This window comes from Pseudomonas sp. H1_F01 (assembly GCF_054681425.1).
The window spans coordinates 2761067-2778014 of sequence record NZ_CP162823.1; the positions used below are offsets into that span (position 1 = coordinate 2761067).

A 16948-nucleotide genomic window follows, 5' to 3' on the forward strand; every position below is an offset into this window, starting at 1 on the left:
TCGTTCCCACGCTCTGCGTGGGAATGCCTCCACGGACGCTCCGCGTTCGGCTCTTGAAGGGACGCAGAGCATCCCAGGCTGCATTCCCACGCAGAGCGCGGGAACGATCATCGAGTTTTTTCCGACCATTCCCACATGCTCCGAGCCCTGTTCGTCTATCCGCAAATGGCTCCAAGCCGGCAACATAGTTGTTCCTCACGCCGCAAAGGAAGGCATCCCATGGGCCGGAGCCGCTACGTCATTACCGAACCCGAAAAACCCCACTTTCTCACCTGCACATTGATGGAGTGGTTGCCGCTGTTCATACGGCCCTATCTCGTTGATCACCTGCTTGGGTGCTGGCGCTATCAGCAAACCCATCAAAACTTGCAGTTGTTCGGTTATGTCGTTCTTGAAAACCATCTGCATTTCGTTGCCCAAGCGCCGAATCTGGGCAAGTGCTTGCGTCAGTTCAAATCCTTTACGGCGCGCCAGATCATCAACGACCTACAGAGCAAGGGCGCTGCGCGGGCATTGCAACGCCTGCGGTTCAGCAAGCGAGCACATAAGCAGGACAGGGTCTATCAGCTCTGGCAAGAAGGCTCACATGCGGAGCAAATCCATAGCGAAGCGGTCATGCGCCAGAAACTGGATTACATCCATTTCAACCCAGTGAAGCGTGGGTACGTGGAGTTACCGGAGCATTGGCGCTACTCCAGTGCACGCAATTATGCGGGGATGGAAGGGTTGATTGAGATTCAGCGATGGTATTGACCGCGGCGCTCACTGCCCTCCGCCAGAAGCGGAACGCGGAGCGTCCCTGGCGGCGTTCCCACGCGGAGCGTGAGGAACGATCGTTCACCGCCCCGCCACCTGATCGTTCCCACGCTCTGCGTGGGCATGCATCCCGTGACGCTCTGCGTCACCTTCCAGAAGCGGAACGCAGAGCGTCCCTGGCGGCGTTCCCACGCGGAGCGTGAGGAACGATCGTTCACCGCCCCGCCACCTGATCGTTCCCACGCTCTGCGTGGGCATGCATCCCGTGACGCTCTGCGTCACCTTCCAGAAGCGGAACGCGGAGCGTCCCTGGCGGCGTTCCCACGCGGAGCGTGAGGAACGATCGTTCACCGCCCCGCCACCTGATCGTTCCCACGCTCTGCGTGGGCATGTATCCCGTGACGCTCTGCGTCACCTTCCAGAAGCGGAACGCGGAGCGTCCCTGGCGGCATTCCCACGCGGAGCGTGAGGAACGATCGTTCACCGCCACCGCCACCTGATCGTTCCCACGCTCTGCGTGGGCATGCATCCCGTGACGCTCTGCGTCACCTTCCAGAAGCGGAACGCAGAGCGTCCCTGGCGGCGTTCCCACGCGGAGCGTGAGGAACGATCGTTCACCGCCACCGCAACCTGATCGTTCCCACGCTCTGCGTGGGCATGCATCCCGTGACGCTCTGCGTCACCTTCCAGAAGCGGAACGCGGAGCGTCCCTGGCGGCGTTCCCACGCGGAGCGTGAGGAACGATCGTTCACCGCCCCGCCACCTGATCGTTCCCACGCTCTGCGTGGGCATGCATCCCGTGACGCTCTGCGTCACCTTCCAGAAGCGGAACGCAGAGCGTCCCTGGCGGCGTTCCCACGCGGAGCGTGAGGAACGATCGTTCACCGCCCCGCCACCTGATCGTTCCCACGCTCTGCGTGGGCATGCATCCCGTGACGCTCTGCGTCACCTTCCAGAAGCGGAACGCGGAGCGTCCCTGGCGGCATTCCCACGCGGAGCGTGAGGAACGATCGTTCACCGCCCCGCCACCTGATCGTTCCCACGCTCTGCGTGGGCATGCATCCCGTGACGCTCTGCGTCACCTTCCAGAAGCGGAACGCGGAGCGTCCCTGGCGGCATTCCCACGCGGAGCGTGAGGAACGATCGTTCACCAGATCAAGCTCCGCTGTAGGGACGGTCGTTGTTACCGATGCAGAATCACCTGCGCAATCTCCTGCAACCCCATCACTCGTTGTGCGGCGTTGAGTTTGATCGCTTCCTTGGGCATGCCGAAGACTACGCAGCTGGCTTCGTCCTGGGCCACGGTGGTGCTGCCGGCGTCGAGCATTTCCTTCAGGCCGCGGGCGCCGTCGTCGCCCATGCCGGTCATGATGATGCCGGTGGCGTTGCGGCCGGCGAATTTGGCCACGGAGCGGAACAGCACATCCACCGAAGGGCGGTGGCGGTTGACCAGCGGGCCGTCCACCACCTGCACGTGATAGAACGCGCCGCTGCGGGTCACCATCATGTGTTTGCCGCCTGGTGCGATGAGCGCCAGGCCCGGGTGGATACGGTCGTTGTTGCGGGCCTCGCGCACTTCGATCTGGCACAGGCTGTTGAGCCGGGCGGCAAACGAGGCGGTGAATTTTTCCGGCATGTGCTGGACGATGACGATGCCCGGGCACACTCGCGGCAGGGCAGTGAGCACCGCTTCCAGGGCCTGCGTGCCGCCGGTGGATGTGCCCAGGGCGACGATGCGTTCGGTGGTCTGCGCCATGGCGTGGCCGTTGGCGGCGGGCAGCATGGCGTCGGCGGTGAGTTTGGTCGCGGGCGTCAGCGCGATCGGGGCGGGACGCTTGCCCAGGTTGCGCACGTTGACCTGGGCGGCGGCACGGATCGCCGACACCAGTTCCGGCGCCGACTCCAACAGAAAGTTCTTCAGGCCGGTGGTGGGCTTGGTGATGATTTCCACCGCACCAGCGGCCATCGCCTGCAAGGTGGTTTCCGCGCCCCGGGGTGTCAGGGACGAGCAGATCACCACCGGAGTGGGGCGCTCGCTCATGATTTTCTTCAGGAACGTGATGCCGTCCATGCGCGGCATTTCCACGTCCAGCACGATTACGTCGGGCCATTCCTTGGCCAGTTTGTCCATGGCGAAAATCGGGTCGGACGCCGCGCCCATGACGTGGATGTCCGGTGTGTCGCTGAGGATCGCCAGCAACACCTGGCGAACCACGGCAGAGTCATCCACCAGCAGTACATTGATCTTTTTTGACATAGTCAGTGCCGGGTCCTTATAGGTTGGTGCCTGACCCACACATCGCCGCTGCAAAGGTCGAAGATGATGCTGCGGTGGCCAGTGCTGCCCATGTCCTGGGCGATCAGGTCGAGGCGATAGAGGGCGGCCATTTCCAGCGCGGCGTTGACGTTCAGCCGCGCCACATCGCCGTAGGGCACGTGGCGTTGCAGCTCGGGGAACATCTCGCCGCCGCCGAACAGCTTGAGTTGGTAGTCCTCGGGTTCGGTGTGGTGGGCCCGGGCCTGGTGGATGAACAGTTCGATGGCTTCGTCGGCATAGAGGCCGTTCAGTGCGGTGGAGCAGCGCACCCGACTGGGCAGCATGAAGTGGCACATGGCGCCGATCCTGCGTTCCGGATGCCACAGCGTGATTGCCACGCAAGAACCGAGGATCGTGCGCAGGCGGGTCGGGCAGGTGGCGAAGCGAAACTCCCCGGGCGCCAGGTACACCTCGGCCACTTCCCTGATGGCGGCGTTCATGGTTTGCGGTAAATCGATGGCGCCACCAGTTTCAATGCATCGGACACACCGTTGAGGCTTTCCGAGTGGCTGATGATGAAATACCCGCCGGGCTTGAGCCGGGGGAACAAGCGGGCAACCACTTTGCTTTTGGTGGGTTGGTCGAAATAGATCATGACGTTGCGCAGGAAGATCACATCGAACTCCCCCAGATCCGGCAAGGTGTCGTTGAGGTTGACCTGGATAAAGTTGACCCGGTTGCGCAATGCCCGGTCGATGAGGAACGTGCCTTGCTGGCTGCCGGTGCCCTTGAGGCAATATTTCACCAGCAGCGGATGGGGCAGGGTGCGGGCACGTTCCATCGGGTAATGCCCGGCGCGCGCCTTGGCCAGCACCTGGCTGCTGATGTCCGAACCGATGACTTCCCAGGGTGTGGTGCCCAATCCTTCGGCCAGGGTCATGGCCAGGCTGTAGGGCTCTTCCCCCGATGAACTGGCCGCGCTCCACAGGCGGAAGGTCTTGCCCGGTGTCGCATGGGGCAGCACGTGCTGGCGCAGGAAGTCGAAATGCTTGGGCTCGCGGAAAAAGTAGGTCTCGTTGGTCGTCAACAGATCCAGCGCCACCTGCAGCTCATCGGTGCGCTGGCCGTTCATGATCAGCTTGAAATACTCGCCGTAACTGTCCAAGCCATAGTGCTTGAGGCGCTTGAACAAACGCCCGGCCACCAGGGCTTTCTTGGCCTCGGACAGGCTGATGCCGGCGGCCTGGTACAGCCAGGACTGGAACTGGCCGAACTCTCGGTCAGTGAGCGCCTGTGCGTTCAGCGTGCGTTCCTTGCAGGTATCGGCGTTCACGGGGCATCCACTTCCAGCGCGCTCGGGCTGGCTTCTGCGAGTAGGGACATCTCGTCGATGGACAGCACACGGTCCACCTCCAGCACGATGACGAACTTGCCATCGACCTTGGCCATGCCGCTGATGAAATCGGCACGGATCTTCGCGCCGAAGCTCGGTGGCGGCTCGATCTGCGAGGCCGGGATTTCCAGCACCGCCGATACCGTGTCCACCAACAGGCCAATGTCCTGGGCCTGGCCGTCGGCGCTGGCCGCCTCGATGATCACCACGCAGCTGCGGCGACTGATCGCCGAATTCGGCCGGCCGAAACGGGCCGACAGGTCCACCACCGGCACGACCGCGCCACGCAGGTTGATCACCCCGCGCACGAAGGCCGGCATCATCGGCACCACGGTCAGGTTGCCGTACTCGATGATTTCCTTGATGCACAGGATGCCGATGGCAAACATCTCCGTGCCGAGCATAAACGTCAGGTATTGCGCTTCTTCCTCGACCGCGATGGCGGTTTGACGTGTGGTCGCGATGGCGCCCATTGCTTTTTCTCCTTTAAGCAAGCCAGTGGAACCGGGCCATCAGAACCGGGTGAATTCCGATTCGTCCGGGGCGCTGGCCATGTTGTAGGCAAACGCCTTGGGCATGACCGGTGCCGGAGTCCGGGCCGGTTTACGGCCGGAGGAACCTGGGGTGTTATCGACCCGGGCAACTTGCACGGCAGACTTGGGCGGCGTGTCCAAAGTGAAGAAGCTCATGGCCTGTTGCAGCTGCTCGGCCTGGCTGCTCATTTCCTCGGCGGTGGCGGCCAGCTCTTCGCTGCTGGAGGCGTTTTGCTGGGTCACCTGGTTGAGCTGGGTCATGGCGGTGTTGATCTGCGCCACACCGGCGGCCTGTTCTTCGGAGGCGGCGCTGATTTCCTGCACCAGGTCCGAGGTCTTGTTGATCGAAGGGACCATCTCGTTGAGCAGGTTCCCGGCCTTTTCCGCCATGTCGACGCTGCTGGACGACAGCTCGCCGATTTCCTGGGCGGCCACCTGGCTGCGTTCGGCCAGCTTGCGCACTTCGGCGGCGACCACCGCGAAGCCTTTGCCGTGTTCACCGGCGCGGGCAGCCTCGATGGCGGCGTTGAGCGCCAGCAGGTTGGTCTGGTAGGCGATGTCGTCGATGATGCTGATGCGCTGGGCGATTTTCTTCATCGCCACCACGGTCTGCTGCACCGATTCGCCGCCGTCGGTGGCTTCCTTGGCAGCCTTGCTGGCCATGCCATCGGTGACCTTGGCGTTCTCGGTGTTCTGGTTGATGCTGGCGCTCATCTGTTCGATGGAGGCACTGGTTTCTTCGACGCTGGCCGCTTGCTCGCTGGTGGCCTGGCTCATCGATTGCGCGGTGGCGCTGACTTCTTCGGAGGCGCTGGCCAGGTTGTCCGCCGCGTTACGCACTTCACCGATGATGTGCGAGAGCTTGCCCACCATGTTCTGCATGGCGTTGAGCACCATGCCGGTTTCGTCCTTGGACCCGCCCTCGATTTTTGCGTTCAAGTTGCCTTCGGCCAATTGTTCGGCGACGGCCGCGGCCTGTTTCAATGGGCGGGAGATGATGCGCGAGATGAACAGCGCCAGGCCCAGGCCCACCAGCAGGGCGGCAATCAGCACGGCAATGATCGACAGGCGCGATTTTTCAAACAGCGCTGCGCCACGCTCGCTGGCCTTGCCGGCTCCGACATCATTGAGCTCCACCATTTTTTGCAGATCAGTGGTCACCAGATCGAATTGACGTTTGGACTCGCCCTTGAGCAGTGCGTGGGCTTGCTCGGTCAGGTTTTGCCGGGACAGTGCAAACAGGTCCTTGCTCACGGCGAGGTAAGCGGTCCAGTCATTGCGGGTGGTTTCGAACAGTTGACGGTCTTCTGCATTGGAGAGCAATTTTTCATAGGTCGCCAGGCGCGTTTCAAAACCCTTCCTGGCTTCTTCCGCTTCTTGCTCGACAGTCACGCGTTCCTGTTCGGAGTCGGCGGTAATGTGACGGTTTTCCTTGAGGCGATAGTTCGCTCCGTAGAAACGCATGCCCGAGGCGGCACGCATGGACGGCATCCAGTTTTCCCGGATCTCGACCGTGGTGCTGTTTACTTCGCCCAGTTGGATGATCGCGAACACACCCATGACGGCTGTCAGTGCCAGCACCACAAGAAATGAAGTGATCAGTTTGGTGGCGATTCTAAGATCGTAGAACCATTTCATTGGGAAGTACCTCTCCATGGAATTGCTAAAGCATCAGCGAGCGTTGGCTTGTTGGAATTGAGTCGGTGTGTAGCGGTTTTCCACTTGGGCGATCTGGGTGAGCAGCGCCGGTACGTCGAGAATCAACGCCACGGCGCCACTGCCCAGGATGGTCGAGCCACTGATGCCGCGAAGGGCACCAAACAGCTTGCCCAGCGGCTTGATCACGGTCTGGAATTCACCCAGCAAGTCATCCACCACCAGCCCGGCCTTGAGTTCGGCGTAGCGCACCACCACCACGTTCTGCCGGCGCGCGGCCGGGCCTTCGTGGCTGAAGTGATCGCGCAGGTAGACCAGCGGCAGCACCTCGCCGCGCAGGTCGAGGTAGCCTTGTTCGCGGCTGGCGAGCCCATCGTCTTCGCTCAGCTCGATGCATTCCTGGACCATATCCAGCGGAATGACATAGGTCGATTGACCGATGCCCACCAGAAAACCATTGATGATTGCCAGGGTCAGCGGCAGGCGGATACGGACCACGGTGCCCTTGCCAGGCTGGCTGTCCAGGTCGACGGTGCCGCGCAGCAGGGTGATGTTGCGCTTGACCACGTCCATGCCCACGCCACGCCCCGAAAGGTTGGTCACGGCCTGGGCGGTGGAGAAGCCAGGTTCGAAAATCAGGTTGTAGATTTCCTGGTCGGTCGGGCTCGCGCCCGGTGTTACCAGGCCACGTTCCTGGGCTTTTTCCAGGATCCGGTCGCGGTTCAGGCCGGCGCCGTCGTCGGCGATTTCCAGCACGATGCTGCCCGAGTCGTGATAGGCGTTGAGGTGCAGGTGCCCCTTGGCCGGTTTACCGGCGGCCAGGCGCGCCTCGGCGGTTTCAATGCCGTGGTCCATGGCGTTGCGCAGCAAGTGCATGAGCGGGTCGCCGATTTTTTCCACCACGGTCTTGTCCAGCTCGGTCTCCGCACCGCTGATGATCAGGTCGATCTCCTTGCCCAGTTCCTGGCTGACATCGCGCACCACCCGACGGAAGCGGTTGAAGGTTTCGCCGATGGGGATCATGCGCAGGCGCAGGGCGCCGTCGAGGATTTCCTCCACCAGTGACGACACCGTCGAGGTGGACTCCTGCAACGGATCGTTGTTGCAGGTGCGGGCCAGCAGGCTGGCCCCGGCGCTGGCGATGACCAGTTCGCCCACCAGGTTGATCAGTTCGTCGAGCTTGTCGGCATTGACCCGCACGTAGGTGCCGTCCTTGGCCTTGCTGTCGCTGGTCACCGCTTGTTTGTCGCTGGCGATCTGGGCAGGCACGCGCGGCGTCTTGCGTTGGTCGGACAACAACTCGCCGGTGGTGACCAGGGCGGTGTTTTCCTCGACCTGTTCCGGCGACGTGGCAACCAGGCCGGTGTTGGCCTGGGGGGCGATGTCGTTATCCAGGGCAACGATCTCGATCACGCAGTCTTCCCGGACGAAGTCGAATACTTCGTTGATCGCGCCGTGGCTGGCGGCCGAGCGAAACTCGATGTCGAAGCCCAGGTAGCAGGATTCGGCGTCCCAGGCATCGGCGGCGGGCAGGGCGTCGGTCAAGGTGGTGAGGTCGACGATTTCACCCAGGGTTTGCAGATAGCGCAGGAACGACAGCGGGTCCATGCCGTTGCGGAACACGTCCTGGCCGAAGCGCAGGGAGATGTGCCAGAGGCGCGTTTCGCCGGGTTCGCTGGTGTTGATTTCAGGGGTAGATGTCGGGGCCGCAGCGGGCGAGGGCGCCTGGTACTCCTGCAGGATCTGGCACAGCTCCACTTCCCGCTGCAGGGCCGGTGGCGGCAGCGCTCCGCCCTGGTTGGCGGCCACGTTGATCAGTTCCAGCATGTGATCGCTGGACTTGAGCAGCACCGCGATCAGGCCGGCGTCCACCTCGACGCTGCCATTGCGCAGGCGATCGAGCACGTCTTCGACGATATGGGTGAAGCTGACGATCGGTTCCAGGCCGAACAGCCCGGCCGAGCCCTTGATCGTGTGCGCCGCCCGGAAGATCGCGCCAATGGCGTCATCGTCGCCGGGGTCGGTTTCCAGTTGCAGCAGCGACTCTTCCATCGCCTGCAACTGTTCCCGTGCCTCGACGATGAAGGTCTGTTGTGCCTGATCGAGATTGATGCTCACGCTCATATCCTTTGTCGTGTCCGACGTATTGCAACAGCCCTAGGCAACCAGGTTGCACAGGGCAAGTGTTTCCGTGACGGCCTTGCTTTGGCCCGTCAATGTCAGTTGGGTGCCGGCCTTGGCGGCCTCGCGCTGTACCATCAGCAGCAGTTGCAGGCCGGCGCCGTCCATCTCGGTGATCTGCGACAGATCGAGGGCCATTCGCGGTGTTGCGCCCAGGTGCGGCAACCATTGCGCGGCCAGGTCGGCGGCGGTGTAGATCGTCAGCTCGCCGTCGATGTGCACCTGGGCGGTGTCATCGTGTGTCTCGTATTGCCACGGCATGGGAGCCTCCGGCTATCAAGGAAGAATCAGCTTGGATACCGCCGCCAGCATCTGCGCCGGCTGGAACGGCTTGACCACCCAGGCCTTGGCTCCGGCGGCCTGGCCTTCCTGCTTCTTCGATTCCTGGGATTCGGTGGTGAGCATGATGATCGGCGTGAACTTGTAGCTGGCCAGCTTCTTGACCTCCTTGACGAAGGTGATGCCGTCCATGTTGGGCATGTTCACGTCACTGATGATCAGGTGCACTTTCTGGCCATTGAGCTTGCCCAGCGCGTCCTTGCCATCGCTGGCTTCGATCACGTCATAGCCGGCACTTTTCAACGCGATGCCGACCACCTGTCGAACGCTCGCGGAGTCGTCGACAACCAATACACTTTTAGCCATGAACGGCGCTCCTAAAAGAAGGTAATTTCCTGTGAAGTCTGTTGCGCGCCCGAGTCGCCGTGGTGATTACGGCGTTGCTCGTCGGTGGCGTAAGTGGTTTCCATGCGCGCCAGCCATTGGCGGGCGTCGATGGAAACAGCCTGTTCGGGCGACTGGCTGGCCTGCTGCATGTGCACATGCAGGTCCTCGATGTTGTCGCGCACGTGGCTGAGGATCTGGCTGACCCGATCCTGGAATTGCAGGCTGACCAGCACCTCGGTGAGTTCATCGCGGATGCCGAAGCTCTCGCGCTGCAGCATGTCGGCCGAGTCGGCCAAGCTGCCGGTGACACTCTTGAAGCGCTCCAGCACCTGCTGGATGCTTTGCTCGGAGGCACTGACCGAATGGCTGTCCTGGTCCGCGCCGCTGGACGCGGCATGCACCAGTTGGGTGATGGCGTTGTTGATGATGTCGACCTTGGCCGACATCTGCTGGCCGGTCTCGCTGGATTTGCTCGAGAGACTGCGCACGGCGTCGGCCACCACGGCAAACCCACGCCCGGCCTCGCCGGCACGGGCGGCTTCGATGGCGGCGTTGAGGGCCAGCAGGTTGGTCTGTGCGGCAATCGCCGCGACATCGGCGGCCATGGTCCGCAGCTCGCCGGTATAGGCGGTCAGGTTACGCACCTGGGCCAGGGTTTCATCGCGGCTGGCCTGGGTGGCCTTCAGGGAATCGATGACCTTGACCAGTTCACTTTCGCTCTGGGCCAGCACCTGTACGGCACCGCCACTGCTGCTGCCGGCCAACTCACCGGCGGCCAGTTGCGAGGCTTGCACGGTCTCTTCCAGGCGCGAAGAAATGCCGGTAAAGCGGCTGGTCAGCGAGACGATTGCGGTTTCGGTCTGCTGCCTGGAGCTTTCGACCTGCTTGGCCCAGATCGGCATCGCACCGAGAATGACTTCGTTGAGTTGCTCGCTGGTTTTATGGGCCAGGTGCTCGCTGGCTTGCAGGTCGTGGCGGGCCATGGCGGCGGCGATGGCGCGGTCGAACTGCTGACGTTGCGAACGCGCACCCCATACGCCAGCACCGACGCCAACGGCCAGGAGGGCAACAGCCAGGATGATGTTTTGAACACTTGGACCGTTGAGCAGTACGACGCCAACGGCAGCAACAAAAGCGACGAGCACTGTGTTCCAGAGGATGCGAGGTGGTTGGGCGAAGGAATGACCGTGTGGGTACGACGTCATGGTTCGGTCCTTGAACAGAGTTTCTAACAGGTTATTTGCGAATAACTGGTTATCTGCGACCTCTACTCGGACTTTAAGACCGGCTGTCCGATACCGGTATTGCATAGGCATTGGCCTACACAGTACGTGGCACTGTGCTACTTCAGATTAGACGCTGTCTGTGAAATGTCGAATGCACCCGACGAAGGTATAAGCCGCAACATAGAACCCTCAAGAGTGCTCTCCGGTTGATTCTTCTGAAACAGACTGAATGGATTGCGCTAAATTACCCCGCATTGGATTTCGAACCTGCCATCAGAGCCCCCATGCCCACCCAGCCCCTCTGGAAAACCTATCTTCTGTTCCTGGCCCCCATGGTCCTGTCCAACTTCCTGCAGTCCATGTCTGGCACGTTCAATAGCATCTACATCGGCCAGATGCTCGGTACCCAGGCCTTGGCGGCGGTGTCGGGCATGTTTCCCATCGTGTTTTTCTTTATCGCATTGGTAATTGGCCTCGGGGCGGGGGCGGGGGTGTTGATCGGGCAGGCCTACGGTGCCGGAGAAACCGGCACGGTGAAGGCGATTGCCGGTTCGACGTTGTTGCTGGGGGCGATCATCGGCCTGACGGCGGCGGTGCTCGGCAGTGTTTTTGCGCGTCAGGCGTTGCAGGGGCTCGGCACGCCGGCCGATGTGCTGGAGGATGCCGTTTCCTATGCCCGAGTCATGATGTGGATCCTGCCGATGTTGCTGGTATTTGTGCTGTTCACTCAACTGCTGCGCGGGGTGAGCGATACGGTCTCACCGATGCTGGCGCTGCTGATCTCCACCAGTGTCGGGCTGCTGCTTACGCCCGTATTGATTCGTGGTTGGCTGGGGTTGCCGCCGATGGGCATCCAGAGCGCGGCGCTGGCGGGGTTGGTGGGGACGGCCTCGGCCATGGCCATGCTGGCATGGCGCCTGAACCGTCGCGAGCATGCCCTGGCACCGGACCGGGCGTTGTTCGCGGCGATGCGCCTGGACACGGAGATCCTTGGCAAAGTGCTGCGCATTGGCTTGCCCACAGGGTTGCAGATGGTGGTGATCTCGTTGTCGGAGTTGGTCATCCTGACGCTGGTCAATAGCCATGGTTCCCAGGCCACGGCGGCCTATGGCGCGGTGACGCAGATCGTCAACTACGTGCAGTTTCCGGCGCTGTCGATCGCCATCACCGCCTCGATCCTCGGCGCCCAGGCCATCGGTGCCGGACGCCTGGAGCGCCTGGGGCCGATCCTGCGCACGGGGCTGTTGATCAACCTCTGGCTTACGGGGGGGCTGGTGGTCCTGGGCTATCTGTTGTCCCACTGGCTGCTGGGGTTGTTCATCACCGACCCGGCGGCACGGGTCCAGGCCGAACACCTGCTGCACATCATGCTCTGGAGCCTGTTGGTGTTCGGCTTCCAGGCGATCGTCGGCGGCATCATGCGCGCCAGCGGCACGGTGCTGGTGCCGGTCGCCATCTCGATCTTCTGCATCGTCGCCGTGCAAGTGCCAGCGGCGTATCTGCTGGACGCTCGCTTCGGGCTGCAAGGGGTGTGGATGGCGTTCCCGGTGGCCTACTTGAGTATGCTGCTGTTGCAGACGCTGTACTACAAACGGGTGTGGCAGCATCAGCCGATCGAGCGGCTGGTGTAGAACAGAGCTTTCTGACACAACACAAATCCCCTTTGGGTCAGCAGTGGGTCAGCCTGTGGGAGCAAAGCTTGCTCGCGATGACCTCATCACATACAACGCCCCTGTTGGCTTTAAAACCGCTATCGCGAGCAAGCTTTGCTCCCACAGGCTCGCTTCCACAGAGGATTGGGTTCTGGCGATGTTACAGTGGCCATCACCCGCCACGCCGCCACCGAGGATCCGATGTCTGCCAGTCTCCCCACCCACATTGCCTATCGCGCCTTCCTGTTCGACATGGACGGCACATTGCTCAACTCCATCGCCGCCGCCGAGCGGATCTGGACGCGCTGGGCCGTGCGTCATGGCGTGGACGTGGCGACGTTCCTGCCGACGATCCATGGCGTGCGCGCCATCGACACCATCGCCCGCCAGCACCTGCCAGGGGTGGATGCCCAGGCCGGGGCCGAGCAGATTACCCGGGAGGAAATCGAAGACGTCGAAGGGGTGGTGCAGGTGCCCGGTGCGCAGGCCTTTCTGAAAAGCCTGCCGCCAGAGCGCTGGGCAATCGTCACCTCAGCGCCGATGGCATTGGCCTTGCGCCGTATGGAAGCCGCCGGAATTCCACGCCCTTTGGTCATGGTCACGGCCGAAGACGTCAGCGATGGCAAGCCCAACCCCGCCTGCTATCGCCTGGCGGCCGAACGCTTGCAAGTGGCACCGCAAGAATGCCTGGTCTTTGAAGACGCCGAGGCGGGCATCCGGGCAGGCGAGGCGGCCGAGGCGGATGTGCTGGTGGTAACGGCGACGCATACGCACCCGGTGGTCACCCTTCATCCGCAGATCAAGGATTACCTTGGGCTTGGTATTGAAGTGGATGAAGCCGGGCTGATGCGGATTCAGTAATCACACAATCCCCTGTGGGAGCGCGCCTGTGGGAGCAAAGCTTGCTCGCGATAGCCTCATCACAGGCAATATCTCTGTTGGGCCTTTAAACCGCTATCGCGAGCAAGCTTTGCTCCCACATTGGATCTGCTGTGGTCTTTGAACCGGTCAGGTCACCACGCGATAGCACGGCACATACGCCGCGCCGCCTGGCAGTTTCATGCGGTGCTGGGCGACGAAGGCCTGGAGCAGGCGGTCGAGGGGTTCCATGATGGCGGCGTCGCCGTGGATTTCGTACGGGCCGTGTTCTTCGATCAGGCGGATGCCCTTGTCCTTGACGTTACCGGCCACGATCCCCGAGAACGCCCGGCGCAGATTGGCGGCCAGTTCGTGGGCGGGCAGGTCGCGGCTCAGGCCCAGGCTAGCCATGTTGGCGTGGGTCGGGTCGAACGGGCGCTGGAAGCCCTCGTCGATCTTCAGCAGCCAGTTGAAGTGGAAGGCGTCGTTGCGCTCGCGGCGGAACTGCTTGACCTCCTTGAGCCCCTGGGTCATCTGCCGCGCCACTTCGGCCGGGTCGTCGATGATGATCTGATAGTGCTTCTGCGCCTCCTCACCCAGGGTTGCACCGACAAACGCATGCAACTGATCGAGGTACGGCGCGGCGCTTTTCGGCCCGGTGAGAACCACCGGGAACGGCAGGTCCTGGTTGGCCGGGTGCATAAGGATGCCCAGCAGGTACAGGAACTCTTCCGCCGTACCGGCGCCGCCCGGGAAGATGATGATGCCGTGACCGACACGCACGAAAGCCTCGAGGCGTTTCTCGATGTCCGGCAGGATCACCAGCTCATTGACGATCGGGTTCGGCGCCTCGGCGGCGATGATGCCCGGTTCCGTCAGGCCCAGGTAGCGACCGCCATGGATACGCTGCTTGGCATGGGCAATGGTGGCGCCTTTCATCGGGCCTTTCATCACGCCAGGGCCGCAACCGGTGCAGATGTCCAGGCTGCGCAGGCCCAGTTCGTGGCCGACCTTCTTGGTGTATTTGTATTCTTCGGTGTTGATCGAGTGACCGCCCCAGCACACGACGATTTTCGGCTCCACGCCTGGACGCAAGGTGCGGGCGTTGCGCAGCAGATGGAACACGTAGTCGCTGATGCCCTGGGACGAGCTGAGGTCGATGCGCTGGCTGTCCAGCTCGTTCTCGGTGTAGACGATGTCGCGCAGGGCGCTGAACAGCATTTCCCGGGTGCTGGCGATCATTTCGCCGTCGACGAAGGCGTCGGCCGGCGCGTTCAGCAGCTCCAGGCGCACGCCCCGGTCCTGCTGGTGAATACGGATCTCGAAGTCCTTGTAGGCTTCCAGGATGGTCTTGGCGTTATCAACATGGGCGCCGGTGTTGAGGATGGCCAGGGCGCACTGGCGGAAGAGGGTATAGATACTGCCGGAACCGGCTTCGCTCAGTTGCTGGACTTCGCGCTGGGACAAGGTCTCCAGGCTGCCCTTGGGGCTTACCGAGGCGTTGATTACATGTCTTTGAGTCATTCAGCTTTCCTTGAAAACGATGCCATGCACACAACGACGGCATCTTGAAAAAAACGTCCACGCAGAAAGATCGCACGATCCTTGCGCTATCGCCATGGACTTTGGTCCGGACCCGGCGAGTCGGTTGCGCTACAAAATGAGCTCCAGCATAGCTAAATCGACCGGGCAGGCGATAATGCGTGACTCTTTTGATGCCGTACAAGGAAATTGCACCGCGATGTTCGAGATCAAACCGTGGGATGGCGACACGTACCGCAAGCAGACTCGCCGCAGCACCCTGATCATCGCGGTGGTGTTCCTGGCCCTGGCGATGCTGCTATCCAGCCTGGCCGTGATGCTGCTGGGCACGCCCGGAGGCGATAACTTTCGTTTCAATCTCGGCGGGGTGATTGTCGCGGTGCTGGCGATGGCTGCGCTGATGCGCCTGTATTTCTGGTCGCAGCCGTGGATGGCCGCCGCCGTGTACGGTTGGCAGCTCAAGCGCAGTCTGATGAAAATCACCAACGTGATGCACCAGGTGACCGCCGGGGTGCAGGCCCAGGACCCCACCGCCATGAAACTGCTGCGCTTCTATCACCTGGGACTGGCCCAGATGCATCAGCTGGACGCCAACTCCAGCGCCCAGGGCTCCCTGGCGCGAGAGGCCGAGGCGCACCTGGCGAAGATGCAGGCGCTGGGCCTGGACCCCGAACAATCGCGCCTGGACCCGAGCTGGATCGAGACGGTGAAGCAGGCCTATCGCGCAGGTTGATCGGTCAGAGGGTGCCGATGCGGTCGAGCTCGGCTTTCAGGGCCTGGGCATCGAGCTGGTCGAAGGGCAGGGCGAAAAACGCCCGGCAGCGGGTTTCGATACGATCCAGGGTGGAATGGAAGGCTTGGCCGATCTGATCGTCGTTGCCTCTGACGGTCGATGGATCGACCAGGCCCCAGTGGGCCTTGATGGCGGGGCCGAAGTACACCGGGCAAGCATCGCGAGCGGCGCTGTCGCACACGGTGATGACGATGTCCGGCGGGCTGCCCTCGAGCGCGTCGTAACCCTTGCTGCGCAAGCCTTGGACGCTGATACCGGCTTCTTGCAAGGTGCTCAGGCTGCGCGGGAGCACGTGGCCCTTGGGGAAACTGCCGGCGCTGACGGCCTCGAACCCGGCTGGGGCCAGATGGTTGAACATCGCTTCGCTGAGAATGCTGCGGCAACTGTTGGCTGTGCACATGAAGAGGACTTTCATCGATCGGCTCCGATAAGCGCAAGGTTGGGCTGCGCCGGAGTATATGCGGACAATCGAATATATGGAATTTCGTATTTGTGGCGAGGGGAAGAGCGGATAGCGCCGGGGCGCAGTACGTCTGCGCCCCAACGATTTGGGTGGTTACGATTTTCTGCCGCCGCCTTGGTTGCGTTCGCTACCTTTGTTACCGGCTCCAGTGCCTTTTTGCCGATCGTTGGCAACGTTGCCGCCCGACGCTTGTCCGCCTTTCTTGCCGGCTTCCGATGCTTTTTCACGATCATTGGCGAAGTTGCCTGGGTTTTTGTTTCCGCTACTGGCCATTTCGAGAATCCTCATTTTGGTTGAGCGAGCAACGTGCCTCGCATTAGTTGGGAAAGAAAATGGCTGAGGGAAGTTTAAAAAAAACCGCTTGCTGGCGACGAATGGTCAGCCCTCAGTCTTCACTTCTAATCCTCGCCACCGCTGACTTTCCAATGCTTGGCATCCGTGGGGAAAATCACTTGCTCGACCCGATGGGCAATGCCGAAAGCCAGGGAGTTTTCCGCCGGGATCACCCGCTCTTCGGCGCACAGGCATTTGAAGATATCCAACTGCGTCGCCGCGCCAGCGGTTTCCTTGACGTAGATTTCCACGTAGCGCGCCACGTCGTTGTCCAGGCTGGACAGGTACTCGCGCAAGCGTGAGTGGTCCACGGATTTCTGGCCGAAATACCAGTTCATCGGATGAATCAGGAAACGCGAATGCGGGGTGGTGGTGCGGTCGCTGGCGGCCAGGTACATGACGATGCCCATCGACTCGATGTTGCCGGCGTTCACCGCACGTACCGGTACCGGAAGGGACTTGATGAAGGTGTAGAGGGTGAAACCGAAGTTGGTACTGCCACCGACTGTGGAGAGATTGAGCATCAGCGAGTCGGCGCCTTTCTCAATGGCCTCCAGGCAGTTATCGCGAAAGCGTTCGGTGGTTCCCTGATCGATCTGGCAATGAAAATGGACAATGTGTTCGGACATCTGAAACTCC

Annotated in this window: 17 protein-coding genes; 4 read left to right on the forward strand and 13 right to left on the reverse strand. The window is 61.9% G+C overall.

All coding sequences use genetic code 11. From position 1 onward, the window contains the following. Positions 1–219: 219 nt before the first annotated feature. Positions 220–753 (forward strand): REP-associated tyrosine transposase, encoded by a 534-nt coding sequence (locus tag AB4O09_RS12840; RefSeq protein ID WP_003203062.1) that lies wholly within the window; start codon positions 220–222, stop codon positions 751–753. Positions 754–1939: 1186 nt separating this feature from the next. Here AB4O09_RS12840 and AB4O09_RS12845 read toward each other — a convergent pair. The 9 genes from AB4O09_RS12845 to AB4O09_RS12885 are packed head-to-tail and all read right to left on the reverse strand — an operon-like array spanning position 1940 to position 10758. Continuing rightward, positions 1940–3013, reverse strand: coding sequence for a protein-glutamate methylesterase/protein-glutamine glutaminase (locus AB4O09_RS12845; RefSeq protein WP_003203057.1), 1074 nt, complete (start codon positions 3011–3013; stop codon positions 1940–1942). A gap of 2 nt (positions 3014–3015) precedes the next feature. Then, positions 3016–3513 carry a chemoreceptor glutamine deamidase CheD gene (gene cheD, locus AB4O09_RS12850; RefSeq protein ID WP_003203055.1) on the reverse strand — a complete coding sequence of 166 codons (498 nt, stop codon included), beginning with the start codon at positions 3511–3513 and terminating at the stop codon, positions 3016–3018. Further along, a complete protein-coding gene (locus AB4O09_RS12855; protein ID WP_003203053.1) occupies positions 3510–4346 on the reverse strand; it encodes a CheR family methyltransferase in 837 nt (278 codons plus the stop codon). Before AB4O09_RS12855 ends, cheD begins: the two co-directional genes overlap by 4 nt. Beyond that, positions 4343–4879 carry a chemotaxis protein CheW gene (locus AB4O09_RS12860; RefSeq protein ID WP_003203051.1) on the reverse strand — a complete coding sequence of 179 codons (537 nt, stop codon included), beginning with the start codon at positions 4877–4879 and terminating at the stop codon, positions 4343–4345. The genes AB4O09_RS12855 and AB4O09_RS12860 overlap by 4 nt, the downstream gene beginning before the upstream one ends. 39 nt (positions 4880–4918) lie before the next feature. Beyond that, complete coding sequence (locus AB4O09_RS12865; protein ID WP_060613948.1) at positions 4919–6577, reverse strand: methyl-accepting chemotaxis protein; 1659 nt, start codon at positions 6575–6577, stop codon at positions 4919–4921. Between the two features lie 33 nt (positions 6578–6610). Beyond that, a complete protein-coding gene (locus AB4O09_RS12870) occupies positions 6611–8713 on the reverse strand; it encodes a chemotaxis protein CheA (protein ID WP_013693626.1) in 2103 nt (700 codons plus the stop codon). A gap of 39 nt (positions 8714–8752) precedes the next feature. Beyond that, the gene (locus AB4O09_RS12875; RefSeq protein WP_003203046.1) at positions 8753–9037 is read right to left on the reverse strand and encodes an STAS domain-containing protein; all 285 of its coding nucleotides are present in this window, start codon (positions 9035–9037) and stop codon (positions 8753–8755) included. Positions 9038–9052: 15 nt separating this feature from the next. Next, positions 9053–9421, reverse strand: a complete 369-nt coding sequence (locus AB4O09_RS12880) for a response regulator (protein WP_003203044.1) — start codon at positions 9419–9421, stop codon at positions 9053–9055. Positions 9422–9432: 11 nt separating this feature from the next. After that, positions 9433–10758, reverse strand: coding sequence for a methyl-accepting chemotaxis protein (locus tag AB4O09_RS12885; protein WP_373557727.1), 1326 nt, complete (start codon positions 10756–10758; stop codon positions 9433–9435). Positions 10759–10952: 194 nt separating this feature from the next. On the opposite strand from AB4O09_RS12885, the gene AB4O09_RS12890 reads away from it, so the two are divergent. Both AB4O09_RS12890 and AB4O09_RS12895 read left to right on the forward strand, forming a co-directional pair. Then, the gene (locus tag AB4O09_RS12890) at positions 10953–12299 is read left to right on the forward strand and encodes an MATE family efflux transporter (RefSeq protein WP_152644396.1); all 1347 of its coding nucleotides are present in this window, start codon (positions 10953–10955) and stop codon (positions 12297–12299) included. Between the two features lie 222 nt (positions 12300–12521). Then, positions 12522–13181: an HAD-IA family hydrolase gene (locus tag AB4O09_RS12895; protein ID WP_060614280.1), complete on the forward strand. Its 660-nt coding sequence runs from the start codon at positions 12522–12524 to the stop codon at positions 13179–13181. A gap of 147 nt (positions 13182–13328) precedes the next feature. On the opposite strand, the gene ppnN is transcribed toward AB4O09_RS12895, so the two are convergent. After that, positions 13329–14702, reverse strand: a complete 1374-nt coding sequence (gene ppnN / locus AB4O09_RS12900; RefSeq protein ID WP_003203037.1) for a nucleotide 5'-monophosphate nucleosidase PpnN — start codon at positions 14700–14702, stop codon at positions 13329–13331. Positions 14703–14919: 217 nt separating this feature from the next. Between ppnN and AB4O09_RS12905 the strand changes: the two genes are divergently transcribed. Further along, a complete protein-coding gene (locus AB4O09_RS12905) occupies positions 14920–15453 on the forward strand; it encodes a DUF3087 family protein (RefSeq protein WP_003203035.1) in 534 nt (177 codons plus the stop codon). A gap of 4 nt (positions 15454–15457) precedes the next feature. Here the strand turns inward: AB4O09_RS12905 and AB4O09_RS12910 are convergent, their stop codons facing one another. The 3 genes from AB4O09_RS12910 to AB4O09_RS12920 all read right to left on the reverse strand — a co-directional run bounded on the left by AB4O09_RS12910 (position 15458) and on the right by AB4O09_RS12920 (position 16938). Beyond that, positions 15458–15928: an arsenate reductase ArsC gene (locus AB4O09_RS12910; RefSeq protein WP_013693623.1), complete on the reverse strand. Its 471-nt coding sequence runs from the start codon at positions 15926–15928 to the stop codon at positions 15458–15460. Positions 15929–16069: 141 nt separating this feature from the next. After that, positions 16070–16249: a con-10 family general stress protein gene (locus AB4O09_RS12915; protein WP_053162905.1), complete on the reverse strand. Its 180-nt coding sequence runs from the start codon at positions 16247–16249 to the stop codon at positions 16070–16072. Positions 16250–16374: 125 nt separating this feature from the next. Continuing rightward, on the reverse strand, positions 16375–16938 hold the full coding sequence (locus tag AB4O09_RS12920) for an ATP-dependent Clp protease proteolytic subunit (RefSeq protein WP_003203029.1): 564 nt from the start codon (positions 16936–16938) through the stop codon (positions 16375–16377). Positions 16939–16948 lie beyond the last annotated feature (10 nt).

Excerpts from the sequence above, each read along its gene's own strand:
- cheD (WP_003203055.1), bottom strand. The coding sequence starts at position 3,513 with ATGAACGCCGCCATCAGGGAAGTGGCCGAGGTGTACCTGGCGCCCGGG.
- AB4O09_RS12905 (WP_003203035.1), top strand. The coding sequence starts at position 14,920 with ATGTTCGAGATCAAACCGTGGGATGGCGACACGTACCGCAAGCAGACT.
- AB4O09_RS12865 (WP_060613948.1), bottom strand. The coding sequence starts at position 6,577 with ATGAAATGGTTCTACGATCTTAGAATCGCCACCAAACTGATCACTTCA.
- AB4O09_RS12920 (WP_003203029.1), bottom strand. The coding sequence starts at position 16,938 with ATGTCCGAACACATTGTCCATTTTCATTGCCAGATCGATCAGGGAACC.
- AB4O09_RS12915 (WP_053162905.1), bottom strand. The coding sequence starts at position 16,249 with ATGGCCAGTAGCGGAAACAAAAACCCAGGCAACTTCGCCAATGATCGT.
- AB4O09_RS12890 (WP_152644396.1), top strand. The coding sequence starts at position 10,953 with ATGCCCACCCAGCCCCTCTGGAAAACCTATCTTCTGTTCCTGGCCCCC.
- ppnN (WP_003203037.1), bottom strand. The coding sequence starts at position 14,702 with ATGACTCAAAGACATGTAATCAACGCCTCGGTAAGCCCCAAGGGCAGC.
- AB4O09_RS12845 (WP_003203057.1), bottom strand. The coding sequence starts at position 3,013 with ATGTCAAAAAAGATCAATGTACTGCTGGTGGATGACTCTGCCGTGGTT.
- AB4O09_RS12895 (WP_060614280.1), top strand. The coding sequence starts at position 12,522 with ATGTCTGCCAGTCTCCCCACCCACATTGCCTATCGCGCCTTCCTGTTC.
- AB4O09_RS12885 (WP_373557727.1), bottom strand. The coding sequence starts at position 10,758 with ATGCCTATGCAATACCGGTATCGGACAGCCGGTCTTAAAGTCCGAGTA.
- AB4O09_RS12875 (WP_003203046.1), bottom strand. The coding sequence starts at position 9,037 with ATGCCGTGGCAATACGAGACACACGATGACACCGCCCAGGTGCACATC.
- AB4O09_RS12840 (WP_003203062.1), top strand. The coding sequence starts at position 220 with ATGGGCCGGAGCCGCTACGTCATTACCGAACCCGAAAAACCCCACTTT.
- AB4O09_RS12880 (WP_003203044.1), bottom strand. The coding sequence starts at position 9,421 with ATGGCTAAAAGTGTATTGGTTGTCGACGACTCCGCGAGCGTTCGACAG.
- AB4O09_RS12910 (WP_013693623.1), bottom strand. The coding sequence starts at position 15,928 with ATGAAAGTCCTCTTCATGTGCACAGCCAACAGTTGCCGCAGCATTCTC.
- AB4O09_RS12860 (WP_003203051.1), bottom strand. The coding sequence starts at position 4,879 with ATGGGCGCCATCGCGACCACACGTCAAACCGCCATCGCGGTCGAGGAA.